The following is a 12960-nucleotide window of genomic DNA, read 5'->3' as shown; positions in this document are numbered from 1 at the left end:
GAGGTGTGACAACTGAGACGGAAGGGTCGCACCCCGCCGGTGGTCAGGCCGCCGCGTCGCGCTCCAGCGCCCGCACCGCCAGCTCGGCGTGCAGCAGCGCGCCGTCGGCGAGCACCTCGTCGCTGAACTGGGCCCGCGGGCTGTGGTTGTTGGGGGCGGTGGCGTGGTCCTTGCCCACGGCGGCGCCCAGGAACAGGTAGCAGCCGGGCACCTCCGCCAGGACCCGGGAGAAGTCCTCGGACCCCGACTGCGGGAACACCTTCGGCGCGTACCGCTCCTCGCCGAAGACCTCCTGGGCCACCCCGGCGGCGAACGCCGTGTGCGTCGGGTCGTTGACCGTCACCGGGTACTCCTCCAGGTACAGCGCCTCGGCCTCCAGGCCGTAGCCGGCCGCCACCGACTCGCACAGCCGCACCGAGGCCACCCGCATCCGCTCCCGGGCCTCGGCCGAGAAGGTGCGCACGGTCGCCTGGAAGGTCGCCTCGTCCGGGATGATGTTGCGCTTCGTGCCGCCGGCGAACAGGCCGACGGTCAGCACCACCGGGTCGAAGACGTCGAACTGCCGGGTGACCATCGTCTGCAGGTCACCGATCAGCTGCGCGGCCACCGAGATCGGGTCACGGGCCAGGTGCGGGGCCGAGCCGTGCCCGCCACTGCCGCGCACGGTCACCCGGAGCTCGTCGCTGGCCGCCATCAGCGTCCCCGGGCGGGTGGTGAACTCCCCGCGGGGGCTCATCGCCGACATCACGTGCATCCCGTAGGCCGAGGTGACCCGCGACCCGGCCGCATCGAGCACGCCCTCGCGCAGCATGTGCCCGGCGCCGTCCCAGCCCTCCTCGCCCGGTTGGAACATCAGGACGACGTCGCCGGCGAGGGACTCCCGGTGCGCGCTCAGCAGCCGTGCGGCGCCGACCAGCATCGCGGTGTGCAGGTCGTGCCCGCAGGCGTGCATCGTGCCGTCGACCTCGCTGGTGAACTCCACCCCGGTCTGCTCCTGCACCGGGAGGGCGTCCATGTCACCGCGCAGCAGCACCGCGGGACCGGGCCGGCCACCGCGCAGCACCGCCGTCACCGACGTCAGCCCGGTGCCCGTGCTGACCTCCAGACCCAGGCCGTCCAGGGCGGTGAGCACGGTCTCCTGCGTCCAGGGCAGCTGCAGCCCCACCTCGGGCCGCCGGTGCAGTGCGTGGCGCAGCTGCACCAGCTCGTCCTGCATCGCACGGGCGTCCTCGTGCAGCGCGCCTGACCGGATCACGTGCCCTCCTTCGGATTGCTGGGCGGGACGTTAGGAGTTCGGCACGTTGTCCGACAGGATTTGCAGTCATCCGTCACGAGAGGTGCCCGAAGTGACTCGATCGGTTGTGCTGGACGAGGAGGACCTGGCTCTCGTCGAGGCGTTGCAGCGCGACCCGCGGGCTCCGTGGACCGAGGTGGCGGCGATGGTCGGCACGAATGCGGTCACCGCGTCCCGGCGGTGGGAGCGGCTGCGCGCCACCGGCGCCGCGTGGGTCACCGGCACCCCCGGCCCGGGGTCGCACCACGCGCAGGTGCTCGCCTACGTCGACGTGACCTGCCTGCCGAGTGAGAAGACCCGGGTCGCGAACGAGCTCGCCGGTGACGCGCACGCCCTCTCGGTGGACATCACCGCCGGCGGCCGGGACCTGATGCTGACCGTGGCCGCCGTCGACCTGCCCACCCTCGGGCGCTACCTGCTGGAACGGCTGGACCGGGTGCCCGGGGTCACCGGCACCCGGGCGCGGATCGCCACCCGGCTCTACGCCGAGGGCAGCACCTGGCGCCTCGGTGTGCTGCCGTCGACCGGCGGCAGCGGCGGGCCGCCGCACCTGACCCGCCCGACCGTGCTCGACGACGTCGACCGGGAGCTGATGTCGGCGCTGGGGGAGGACGGCCGGGCGTCCTACGCCGCGCTGGCCGCGGCGACCGGGATCAGCCAGCCGACCGCGCGCCGCCGGGTCGACCGGCTGATCAGCTCCGGCGCGGTCCTGATGCGGACCGAGGTGGCCGCACCGCTGGCCGGGCTGCCGGTGATGGTCGTGCTGTCGGCCGACGCCCCGGCCGGGCGGCTGGACGACGCCGCGGCCCGGCTGGGCCGGCTGCGCCAGGTGCGGCTGTCCACGACGCTCGCGGGCACGCCCAGCCTGCTCGTGGTCGCCTGGCTGGCCTCGCTGGAGGAGGTGCACCGCTTCGAGCAGGAGCTGGCCCACGTGGTGCCCGACGTCGTCGTGGTGGACCGGCTGGTGGTGCTGCGCGCGGTCAAGCGGATGGGCCGCCTGCTCGACGTCGAGGGGTGCGCGACCGGCACGGTCCGGATGGACGTCTGGTCCGATCCGGTGCCCGGCGAGCAGTAGTCTCCCCTCCGACCACACTGAGTGTGAGGCCGGTCACACGGAGCGCATGGACTCACCGTCGTGACATGACCGTCACCCAAACCCGGTCACAGTGACCTAGCTTTCACCCACTGATCGGTCGAGGAGGCGCTGTTTGTGAGCAGTCCTGTTCTCTCCGTCCGGGGCCTGACGACTGAATTCGTCACCCCCGCCGGCGTCGTGCGGGCGGTCAACGACGTCAGCTGGGACCTGTTCCCCGGCGAGACCCTCGGCGTGGTCGGTGAGTCCGGCTCCGGCAAGAGCGTCACGGCGATGTCGATCCTCGGCCTGATCCAGAGCCCGCCGGGGCGGATCACCGCGGGCGAGATCCTCTTCGAGGGCCGCGACCTGCTGACCATGCCGGACAAGGAGCTGCGTCGGCTCCGCGGCAGCGAGATCGGGATGATCTTCCAGGACCCGATGACCAGCCTGAACCCGGTGCTGACCGTCGGCGCCCAGATCTCCGAGGCGCTCCGGCTGCACGACAAGAAGATGAGCAAGAACGCCGCCCGCACCCGGGCGATCGAGCTGCTGACGATGGTCGGCGTGCCCAACCCCGAGGGCCGTGTCGACCAGTACCCGCACGAGCACTCCGGCGGCATGCGCCAGCGGGCGATGATCGCCATGGCGATCGCCAACGACCCGAAGGTGCTCATCGCCGACGAGCCCACCACCGCCCTGGACGTGACGATCCAGGCCCAGGTGCTCGACGTGCTGAAGACGGCGAAGGAGCGCACCAACGCCGCCACCATCCTCATCACCCACGACCTGGGACTGATCGCCGAGCACGCCGACCGGGTCGTGGTCATGTACGGCGGCAAGGTGGTCGAGGTCGCCGACGTCTTCTCGATCTTCGCCGCACCCCGGCACCCGTACACGCTGGGCCTGATGAGCAGCCTGCCCCGGCTGGACGTCGACCTGGCCCGGCTGGACCCGATCCCCGGCGCGCCGCCGAACCTCATCGACCTGCCGCCCGGGTGCTCCTTCCACCCGCGTTGCCGGGTCTCCAAGGGCCGCGAGCGCTGCCGCACCGAGGTGCCGCCGCTCTACGACACCGGCGACGGCGCGCGGGCCGCCTGCCACTTCACCGAGGAGGTCCCCGCCGAGATGGCCGTCGTGTACCGCGAGATGGGCGCCCGGCTGGGGAGCGGCGGCGCATGAGCTCCGTCGCCATGCCGTCGAGAGGCGCTGCCCAGGAGTCGACCGGCGCACCCCAGGACCTGCACACCCGTGCCGCGCACGGCACCGAGATCCTCCGGGTCACCGACCTGAAGACCCACTTCCCGATCCGCGGCGGGGTCACCCGGCGGCAGGTCGGCACGGTCTACGCCGTCGACGGCGTGAGCTTCACGCTGACCGCGGGGGAGACCCTCGGCCTGGTCGGGGAGTCCGGCTGCGGGAAGACCACCACCGGCCGCACCCTGGTCAAGCTGCTGGAGCCGACGTCGGGCTCGGTGCACTTCAAGGGCGTGGACATCACCGGCTTCGGCCGGGCGCAGATGAAGGCGGTCCGCCGGGAGATGCAGTTCGTCTTCCAGGACCCCTACACCTCGCTGAACCCGCGGATGACGGTGCGCGGCATCGTCGGCGAGCCGCTGCAGATCCACGGCCTGGCCTCCGGCAGCGAGCTGCGCGCCAAGGTCGACGACCTGCTGGAGTCCGTGGGGCTCAGCGCCGAGCAGGCCAGCCGGTACCCGCACGAGTTCTCCGGCGGACAGCGGCAGCGGATCGGCATCGCCCGGGCCCTCGCCCTGGACCCGCAGGTGCTGGTGCTCGACGAGCCGGTCTCGGCCCTGGACGTCTCCATCCAGGCCCAGGTGGTCAACCTGCTCCAGGAGCTGCAGGACCGGCTCGGCCTGGCCTACGTCTTCATCGCCCACGACCTGTCGGTGGTGCGGCACATCTCCACCCGGGTCGCGGTCATGTACCTGGGCAAGGTCGTCGAGATCGGCGACCGGGCCGACATCTACGCCCGCCCCACGCACCCCTACACGCAGGCGCTGCTGTCGGCGGTGCCGATCCCGGACCCGACCAAGCGCGGCAGCCGGGAACGGATGATCCTCACCGGCGACGTGCCCAGCCCGGCGAACCCGCCGTCGGGCTGCAACTTCCGGACCCGCTGCCCGAAGGCCCAGCAGATCTGCGCCGAGGAGGAACCGGCGCTGATCGACCGCGCCGGCTCCGGCCACCCCAGCGCCTGCCACTTCGCCGAGGTCAAGCCGGTGATCGCATGACCGGCCCGGTCTCGCCACCAGCCCCGTCGTCGCCGACGACACCGACCCGCCGTCCGTCCCACCGTCCGTCCCGTTGTGTGCCACCTCGTCAGAGCGGAAGCCGATGAACACGACCCGAGCACGACGCAGCCCCTCCCGGATCAGGTCCATGGCCGCCGTCGCGGCCCTGGGCCTGCTGATCAGCGCCTGCAGCGTCAGCGACCCGGAAGCGCCCGCAGCCGACGGGGAGGGCGGTGACTCCACCTTCTCCATCGCCGTGGGCATCGACCCGGACACCTTCGACCCGGCCGGGCAGACCACCACGACCGTCTCCAACATCGTCGACTACGTCGTCGAGACGCTCGTGACGATCAACGACGAGAACGAGATCGACGGCGTGCTCGCCGAGTCCTACGAGGTCTCCGAGGACGGTCTGACGATCACCTTCGAGCTGCGCGAGGGCGTGACGTTCCACGACGGGACGCCGTTCGACGCCGAGGCGGTCGTCTACAACTTCGAGCGGATCACCGACCCGGAGCTGACGGTGCCGCAGGGGGCGGCCTTCACGGCCTTCGATTCGGCCACCGCCGTCGACGAGAACACCGTCGAGGTCACCCTCAGCCAGCCCTCGCCCGGCTTCGTGAGCGCGCTGTCGGCGACGGTGGCCGGGATGATCTCCCCGACCTCGGTCGACGCGGAGGGCAACAGCTACCAGGAGTACACCCGGCCGGTCGGCACCGGGCCGTACGAGTTCGGCGAGTACACCGCCGGCGAGAGCGTCACCGTCACCAAGTACGACGACTACTGGGGTGAGGAGCCGTACTACGAGACGGTCGTCTTCCGGGTGGTCCCCGAGGCAGCGACCCGGGAGAGCCTGCTGCTCGCCGGCCAGGTCGACATGATCATCCTGCCGCCGGTGTCGGACATCGAGGCGCTGCAGGCCAACGAGGACGTCGAGGTGCTGCTCGCCGAGAGCGACCGCACGATCTTCATCGCGCTGGACAACACCGACCCGGTGACGTCCAACCCGCTGGTGCGACAGGCGATGAACTACGCGGTCGACAAGCAGGCGATCATCGACAACGTGCTCTTCGGCGCCGCCGAGGTGCTGGACGCGCCGATGGCCCCGAGCCTCTTCGGCTACTGCGAGACCGGCTCCTACGAGTACGACCCGGAGCTGGCCCGGGAGCTGCTGGAGGAGGCCGGCGCGGTGGGGGCGAGCATCGAGCTGCTCACCCCGAGCGGCCGCTACGTACAGGACGCCCAGGCCGCCGAGGCGATCGCCGGCTACCTGCGCGAGGTCGGGCTGGACGTCACCGTCTCCACCAGTGACTTCCCGTCCTTCCTGGCCCGGGTGAACGCACCGGTCACGGAGAACACGCCCGAGGCGCACCTGCTCGGCTGGGCCCCGGCCTACCTGGACGCCGACTTCCAGATGCAGATGTTCCGCGAGGCGACCCACCCGCCGGCCGGTCTGGCGACGTCGTTCTACACCAACCCCGAGGTCGAGGCGCTGCTCGCCCAGGCGGACGTGGAGACGGACCCGGACACCCGTGAGCAGCTGTACTGCGACGCCTCGCAGATCATCTGGGACGACGCCCCGTGGATCTTCCTGTGGACCCAGTCGTTCCCGATCGTCTACGACGCGGACATCACCGGCGTGAGCGCCACCCCGGTCGAGAAGTTCGACGCCATGTACGCCCGGCCGGCGAACTGACCACCATCGGACGGCCGCCCCTGCCTCCGGGCAGGGGCGGCCACCCCCCGGCGGTGCACGCGAGCCGCCGGTCCGGGTACGGGAGAGGACGGGGATGAAGGGCACCGCCGCACACATCGTGCGCACCCTGCTGCTGTCGTTGATCACCCTCTTCGGGGTCTCGATCCTGATCTTCCTGATGCTGCGCGTGCTGCCCGGTGACCCCGCGCGGGTGCTGGCCGGCCTGAACGCCAGCGAGGACCAGGTCGCCCGGCTCCGGGCCGAGCTCGGGCTCGACGACTCCCTGCTGGCGCAGTACTGGTCGTTCATCACCGGCGTGCTGACCGGTGACCTCGGCACCTCGGCGCGCACCTCGGCACCGGTGGCGAGCGAGATCGGCGTCCGGCTGCCGGCGACGCTGCTCCTGGCGATCGTGGCCACGATCATCGGCACCATCGCCGGGGTCACCGCCGGCGTGATCGCCGCCGTCCGCCGCAACTCCATGGTCGACCACGTGATCTCCAGCGTGGCGATGATGGGCGTGTCCATGCCGGTCTACTGGCTGGGCCTGCTGCTGATCCTGTTGTTCGCCGTCACCCTGGGCTGGCTGCCGGCCGCGGGCAGCGGGGAGCCGCTGAGCATCGTGCTGCCGGCGGTGACGCTGGCGGCGTTCTCCACCGCGCTGATCTCCCGGATGACCCGGGCCAGCATGCTCGAGGTCCTCGGTCAGGACTACGTCCGCACCGCCGAGGCCAAGGGCGCACCGCCGATCACGGTGATCATGCGGCACGGGCTGCGCAACGCGTTCATCCCGATCCTGACGGTGATCAGCCTGCAGTTCGGCGCCCTGCTCGGGGGTGCGGTGCTGACCGAGACGGTGTTCGGCTGGCCGGGCATCGGACGGCTGCTGGTCGACTCGATCGGCGCCCGTGACTTCGCCGTCGTCCAGGGGATCGTCCTGGTCTACGCGGCGGCGTTCATCCTGCTCAACGTGATCGTCGACGTGCTCTACGTCGTCGTCGACCCGCGGATCCGGTACTGATCATGGAGGGGATCCGATGAGGGCATGGGGCCGGTTCCGGCACCACACGCCGGCGATGATCGGCCTGGGCATCATCGTCACGTTCGTCGTGCTGGCGATCTTCGCCCCGCTGATCTCGCCGTACGACCCGAACGCCCAGAACCTCGCGGAGGCGATCGAAGGGCCGTCGGCCTCGCACTGGCTGGGCACCGACCAGCTGGGCCGGGACATCGCCACCCGGCTGATGTTCGGCGCCCGCATCTCGCTGCTCATCGGCGTCCTGGCGGTCTCGATCGGCCTGGTCATCGGCGTGCCGCTGGGGATGATCGCCGGCTACTACGGCGGCTGGGCCGACCTGGCCATCTCCCGGTTCGCCGACATGATGTTCGCCTTCACCTCCATCCTGCTGGCGCTCACGCTGGTCGCCGTCCTCGGCGTCAGCCTGCAGAACGTGATCATCGCGGTCGGGATCAGCGTCATCCCGGTGATCATCCGGCTGGTGCGCTCCTCGGTGCTCAGCCTGCGCGAGGAGCCCTACGTCGAGGCGGCGCGGGCGCTGGGCGCCAGCAACCTGCGGATCATCACCCGGCACGTGTTCCGCAACTCGCTGACCCCGGTCCTGGTGCACGGCACGCTGAGCATCGGGGTGAGCATCCTGCTCGCCGCCGGTCTGGGCTTCCTCGGCCTGGGCGTGCAGTCACCCACCGCCGAGTGGGGCACGATGCTGGGGGAGGGGCGCCAGTTCATCTTCAGCGCCCCGCACCTCACCACGTTCCCCGGGATCGCGATCTTCCTGGCCATCCTCGCCTTCAACCTGCTCGGCGACGGCCTGCGCGACGCCCTGGACCCGCGGATGCGGACCGTCGACGGGCCGGCTGGATGATCGCTGGCATGCAGACGACCGACCCGGCACTGGTGACCCTGGACGACGTCCGGGCCGCGGCGGCGCGGCTCACCGACCGGGTGCACCGCACCCCGGTGCTCCGCTCCACCAGCCTCGGGGAGCTGTGGGGGGTGCGGCTGGACCTCAAGGCCGAGCTCTTCCAGCGGACCGGCAGCTTCAAGGCCCGTGGCGCGCTGAACAAGGTGCTGTCCCTCCCGCCCGACCAGCGTGCCCGCGGCGTGATCACGCTGTCCGCCGGCAACGCCGGGGCCGCCGTCGCCTACGCGGCCGCCAGCGTCGGGGTGCCGGGCACGGTGGTCATGCCGACGACCGCGGTGCCGGCGAAGATCGCCGCCTGCCGGGCGTACGGGGCCGACGTCGTCCTCACCGACGGCGACCTGCTGGACGTCTACACCGCCACCGTCGCCGAGACCGGCCGGGTGCCGGTGCACCCGTTCGACGACCCCGCGGTCGTCGCCGGCACCGGCACCGTCGGGCTGGAGATCGCCGAGGACGTGCCGGACGTCGAGGTGGTGCTGGTGCCGGTCGGCGGGGGCGGGCTGATCTCCGGGGTCGCCGCGGCGCTGGCCCGGTTGGCGCCGGGGGTCCGGGTGATCGGCGTGGAGCCGGAGACCGCCGACGTGATGACCCGCAGCCTGGCCGCCGGCGGGCCGGTGCGGCACCCCGGCGCGCGCAGCATCGCCGACGGCCTGGCCGCGCCGATGAGCGGCCAGGTCACCGTCGACCACGTGCAGGCCTTCGTCGAGCGGGTGGTGACGGTGAGCGACGAGGACATCCTGCGGGCGCTGCCGCTGGCGATCTCCCGCACCAAGCTGCTGCTGGAGCCCTCGGCCGCCGCCCCGCTGGCGGCGCTGATGACCGGGGTGCTGGACCTGCCCGCCGGCACCCGGGTCGTCTCCATCGCCAGCGGCGGCAACGTCGACCTCGGCCTGTTCGGTCGCCTGACCGGCTGAGCCCTGTTCGGGCGCACGACCACCTGACCGGAAGGCATCACATGACCCCCGCCAGCTTCCTGCTCCGCAACGTCACCGTCGTCGACGGCACCGGCTCCGCCCCCGTCCCCGGGCAGGCGCTGGTGGTCGAGGGCCGCCGGATCGCCTGGATCGGCCCCGTCGCCGACGCGCCGAGCACCGCCCCGCAGAACGTGGTGGACGGCGGCGGGCGCACGGTGCTGCCCGGGCTGATCAACTGCCACGTGCACCTCACCGCCGACGGCGCACCGGACCTGATGGCCCAGACCGCCGGCGACACGGTGCCGCTGGCCACCCTGCGCGCGGCCGCCGGGGCGGTGGAGACGCTGATGTCCGGCGTCACCACGGTGCGCGACTGCGGGGCCGCCGACGACGTGGTGGTCGAGCTGGCCAAGGCGATCGACCGCGGCCTGGTGCCGGGGCCGCGGGTGCAGGCGGCCGGCCGGGTGATCACCATGACCGGCGGGCACGGGCACTTCATCGGCCGGGAGGCCGACGGCCCCGACGAGGTGCGCAAGGCCACCCGTGCGGAGATCAAGGCCGGCGCTGCGGTGATCAAGGTGATGGCCACCGGCGGGGTGCTCACCCCCGGCGTCTCCCCGACGCAGACCGCGCTGCTGCCCGAGGAACTGGCGGTCGTCGCCCAGGAAGCGCACAACTCCGGCCGCCGGGTCACCACCCACGCCATCGGCCGGTCCGGCATCCACAACGCGCTGATCTCCGGCATCGACTCCATCGAGCACGGCTTCTACCTCGACGACGAGCTGCTGGACATCGCCGTCGCGCAGGGCACCTTCCTGGTACCGACGATCCTCGCCGTCGACGGGATCATCCGGAACGGCATGGCCGCCGGCATCCCCGAGTGGGTGGTCGACAAGGCCGAGCGTGAGGCGGCCAAGCAGCGGGAGAGCTTCGCCGCTGCGGTCGCCTCCGGGATGAAGATCGCCGCCGGCACCGACGCCGGCACGCCGTTCAACCCGCACGGCGACCTCGCCCGCGAGCTCGCGCTGATGGTGCAGCACGGCCTGACGTCGATGCAGACGATCGTCGCCGCCACCCGCGGGGCCGCCGAGAACCTCGGGCTGGCGCACGAGCTCGGCACTCTGGAGGTCGGCAAGCTGGCCGACCTGATCGTGGTCGACGGTGACCCGGTCGCCGACATCGCCGCGACCGGTCAGGTGGTCCTGGTCGTCAAGGACGGCGTCGTCCACCGCGACGAGCTCGCCGGCACCGGCCCCGCCGTCCCCACCGCCTGAAGAAGGACCCTCCTGCCCCCCACCACTCGCAGGCTCGCGGCGGGCCCCTGCAGGAGGGCCGCTGGTGACATCGACAGGCGGCCGGCCGGGAGCCTCAGTAAGCGAGTCGGTGGAGGGCGGTGGCCAGGACGGAGGCGCCGCGGGCGCAGTCGGCGGGTGAGGTGTACTCCGCCGGGGTGTGCGAGCGGCCCTCGACGCTGGGCACGAAGACCATCGCGGTCGGCACCCGGGAGGCCAGCAGCTGGCTGTCGTGACCGGCGCCGCTCGGCATCCGCCGCCAGCTGGCCCCGCACTCCTCGGCCGAGCCGCGGAGCACCTCCAACAGGTCGGCGTCCATCGTCGCCGGCTCCTCGTCCTTGTCCCGGACGACGTCCACCTCGACCCCGTGCCGCTCGGCGACGGCCGTGCAGATCCGGTGCACCGTGTCCAGCAGCCGGTCCCGGACCCCGAGGTCGGGGTGCCGGAGGTCGACGGAGAACCGGGCCAGCCCCGGCACGATGCTCGGCTGCCCGGGTTCGACCGTCCAGCGCCCGGTGGTGACCACGGCCGGCCGGCCCTCCTGCTCGACCGCGGTGGTGATCTCCCGCGCCATCTGGGCCGCCGCCTGCAGGGCGTCGCGGCGCAGGTCCATCGGCGTCGCGCCGGCGTGGTCCTGCCGGCCGTGGACGGTGACCGTCTCCCAGGCGATGCCCGGGATGACCTCCACCAGCCCCACGTCGACGCCTTCGTCGGCCAGCACCCGGCCCTGCTCGATGTGCAGCTCCAGGAAGGCGCGGAGGTCGTGTCGTTCCGCGTCCGCCACCGCCGCCGGGTCCAGGCCGGCCTGCCGCATGGCGTCGGCGAGCAGCACGCCGTCCCGGTCGCGGAGCCGGTCGGGCTCGTCCGGGGCGATCAGGCCGAGCATCCCGCGGGTGCCGAAGAAGTTGGCCGGGAAGCGGCTGCTCTCCTCCTCGCACAGCGCGACGACCTCGCAGGTCGTGCGCGGGGCGCCGTGCTGGGCGCGCAGCGCGGCCAGCGCCGCCAGCCCACCGACGACGCCGAGCGCACCGTCGTACTTGCCGCCGGAGGGCACCGTGTCGACGTGCGAACCGGTGAGGACGACGCCGTCGCCGGAGCCCGGCAACCGCCCGAAGACGTTGCCCACCGCGTCGACCCGGCCCTCCAGGCCGGCCTCGTCGATCCACCGCAGCAGGGCGTCCCGGGCCCGCTGCCACGCCTCGTCGTACATGAACCGGTACATGCCGTCGGGGGTCTCGCCGAGGGCGCCCAGCTCGGTGACGTAGGTGTCCAGCAACTGCTCGTCGACGTGCACTGCGGTCATGTCGTCCTCTCCGGGATGTCGACCAGCCGGCCGCCGAGGACGACGGCGCGGACGTCGGTCAGGGCGGCCACGTCGTCCAGCGGGTCGGCGCCGGTGACCACGACGTGTCCGGGGGCGCCGACCGACAGGTGCCCTAGGTCGGGCCGGAGCAGGCAGGAGGCCGCGGTGGCGGTGACCGCCCGCAGCGCCTGCGCCGTCGTCAGCCCGATGTCGGCCACCAGCAGCGCCGCCTCCTCGGCGACCCCGCCGTGCGGGTTGAACGGGGTGCCGGCATCGGTGGCCCCGGCGATCGGGATGCCGGCCCGGGCCGCGCGCCGCAGCGACTCGATCGCCGCGGCCTGGACCTCCTCGGCCCGGGCCACCACGGCCGGGTCGACCAGGTGCCGGTTGCGCAGCATCCGGGCCACCGCGACCTGGGTGGTCACCAGCACCGCTCCGGTCGTGGCCATCAGCGCGACCGTCTCGTCGTCGAGGAGGTAGCCGTGCTCGACGCTGGTCGCCCCGGCGCGCAGCGCGCGCTGGGTGCCCTCGTGGCCGATGGCGTGCGCAGCGACCCACCGGCCCTGGGCCCGGGCGACGGCGGCGGCCGCGGCCAGCTCGCCCTCGGCGAAGGGGGCGTTGCCGAGGGCGGGTCCCGGGGTGAGCACCCCCCCGGTGGCGACCAGCTTGATGCCACCGGCGCCGGCGGTCAGCTCCGCCCGGGCGGCGGCGGCCAGCTCCGCGGGCCCCTGGACCTCGACGCCGAGGTAGGGGATGTGGCCGCCCGGGGCGGTCAGCGCCCGGCCGGCTGCGGTGACCTCCGGGCCGGGGAGCCGACCCTCGGCGACCTGCTGTCCGAGGGAGATCGCGATGCCGTCGGGGGCGCCCAGGTCGCGCACCGCGACGATGCCGGCGGCCAGGGTGCGCCGGGCGTTGGCCGCGGCCCGCGCCGCCAGCTGATCGGTGCTCGACCGCACCACCGAACCGGCGAAGTCGGCGGCGCCGTCGGCGACCAGGTGCACGTGGGCATCGACCATCCCCGGGACCACCGCGCCGTCGCCGGCGTCGACCTCGGTCACCTCCCCGGTCAGGTGTGGGGCCCGGGAGGCCGGGCCGACGTAGGTGATGACGCCGTCCTCGACGACCACCGCGCCGCGCGGGACCGGATCGGCGAGGACGGGCAGGACGAGGCCGCGCAGCAGCACCGGCACG

General features: G+C 72.9%; 11 protein-coding genes. 8 read left to right on the top strand and 3 right to left on the bottom strand.

What is annotated here, in order from left to right; genetic code table 11:
- Positions 1-43: 43 nt before the first annotated feature.
- Positions 44-1255 carry a M20 metallopeptidase family protein gene (locus O2W16_RS21205; protein WP_269160828.1) on the bottom strand — a complete coding sequence of 404 codons (1212 nt, stop codon included), beginning with the start codon at positions 1253-1255 and terminating at the stop codon, positions 44-46.
- Positions 1256-1346: 91 nt separating this feature from the next.
- Here O2W16_RS21205 and O2W16_RS21200 point away from each other — a divergent pair, with 91 nt between their 5' ends.
- From O2W16_RS21200 to O2W16_RS21165, 8 genes are all read left to right on the top strand, one after another.
- The gene (locus O2W16_RS21200; RefSeq protein WP_269160827.1) at positions 1347-2369 is read left to right on the top strand and encodes an Lrp/AsnC family transcriptional regulator; all 1023 of its coding nucleotides are present in this window, start codon (positions 1347-1349) and stop codon (positions 2367-2369) included.
- A gap of 135 nt (positions 2370-2504) precedes the next feature.
- Complete coding sequence (locus O2W16_RS21195) at positions 2505-3548, top strand: ABC transporter ATP-binding protein (RefSeq protein WP_269160826.1); 1044 nt, start codon at positions 2505-2507, stop codon at positions 3546-3548.
- The gene (locus O2W16_RS21190; RefSeq protein ID WP_269160825.1) at positions 3545-4621 is read left to right on the top strand and encodes an ABC transporter ATP-binding protein; all 1077 of its coding nucleotides are present in this window, start codon (positions 3545-3547) and stop codon (positions 4619-4621) included. Before O2W16_RS21195 ends, O2W16_RS21190 begins: the two co-directional genes overlap by 4 nt.
- 148 nt (positions 4622-4769) lie before the next feature.
- Positions 4770-6317: an ABC transporter substrate-binding protein gene (locus tag O2W16_RS21185; RefSeq protein ID WP_269160824.1), complete on the top strand. Its 1548-nt coding sequence runs from the start codon at positions 4770-4772 to the stop codon at positions 6315-6317.
- 94 nt (positions 6318-6411) lie between these two features.
- A complete protein-coding gene (locus tag O2W16_RS21180) occupies positions 6412-7338 on the top strand; it encodes an ABC transporter permease (protein ID WP_269160823.1) in 927 nt (308 codons plus the stop codon).
- 16 nt (positions 7339-7354) lie between these two features.
- Positions 7355-8200 carry an ABC transporter permease gene (locus O2W16_RS21175; RefSeq protein ID WP_269160822.1) on the top strand — a complete coding sequence of 282 codons (846 nt, stop codon included), beginning with the start codon at positions 7355-7357 and terminating at the stop codon, positions 8198-8200.
- Positions 8201-8208: 8 nt separating this feature from the next.
- Positions 8209-9174: a threonine/serine dehydratase gene (locus O2W16_RS21170; RefSeq protein ID WP_269160821.1), complete on the top strand. Its 966-nt coding sequence runs from the start codon at positions 8209-8211 to the stop codon at positions 9172-9174.
- A 41-nt stretch (positions 9175-9215) separates the two neighbouring features.
- Complete coding sequence (locus O2W16_RS21165) at positions 9216-10448, top strand: metal-dependent hydrolase family protein (RefSeq protein WP_269160820.1); 1233 nt, start codon at positions 9216-9218, stop codon at positions 10446-10448.
- 94 nt (positions 10449-10542) lie between these two features.
- Here the strand turns inward: O2W16_RS21165 and O2W16_RS21160 are convergent, their stop codons facing one another.
- Complete coding sequence (locus tag O2W16_RS21160) at positions 10543-11769, bottom strand: M20 family metallo-hydrolase (protein ID WP_269160819.1); 1227 nt, start codon at positions 11767-11769, stop codon at positions 10543-10545.
- Positions 11766-12959, bottom strand: coding sequence for an amidohydrolase family protein (locus O2W16_RS21155; protein WP_269160818.1), 1194 nt, complete (start codon positions 12957-12959; stop codon positions 11766-11768). Before O2W16_RS21155 ends, O2W16_RS21160 begins: the two co-directional genes overlap by 4 nt.
- Position 12960: the final 1 nt, after the last annotated feature.

It is taken from the genome of Modestobacter sp. VKM Ac-2984 (genome assembly GCF_026967985.1).
Lineage (GTDB): Bacteria > Actinomycetota > Actinomycetes > Mycobacteriales > Geodermatophilaceae > Modestobacter.
Note: the sequence above shows the minus strand (reverse complement) of the source record. Positions and strands in the feature narration are given on the sequence as shown.

Coding starts and splice junctions, on each gene's coding strand:
- O2W16_RS21175 (WP_269160822.1), top strand. CDS start 7,355: ATGAGGGCATGGGGCCGGTTCCGGCACCACACGCCGGCGATGATCGGC.
- O2W16_RS21170 (WP_269160821.1), top strand. CDS start 8,209: ATGCAGACGACCGACCCGGCACTGGTGACCCTGGACGACGTCCGGGCC.
- O2W16_RS21165 (WP_269160820.1), top strand. CDS start 9,216: ATGACCCCCGCCAGCTTCCTGCTCCGCAACGTCACCGTCGTCGACGGC.
- O2W16_RS21190 (WP_269160825.1), top strand. CDS start 3,545: ATGAGCTCCGTCGCCATGCCGTCGAGAGGCGCTGCCCAGGAGTCGACC.
- O2W16_RS21160 (WP_269160819.1), bottom strand. CDS start 11,769: ATGACCGCAGTGCACGTCGACGAGCAGTTGCTGGACACCTACGTCACC.
- O2W16_RS21185 (WP_269160824.1), top strand. CDS start 4,770: ATGGCCGCCGTCGCGGCCCTGGGCCTGCTGATCAGCGCCTGCAGCGTC.
- O2W16_RS21180 (WP_269160823.1), top strand. CDS start 6,412: ATGAAGGGCACCGCCGCACACATCGTGCGCACCCTGCTGCTGTCGTTG.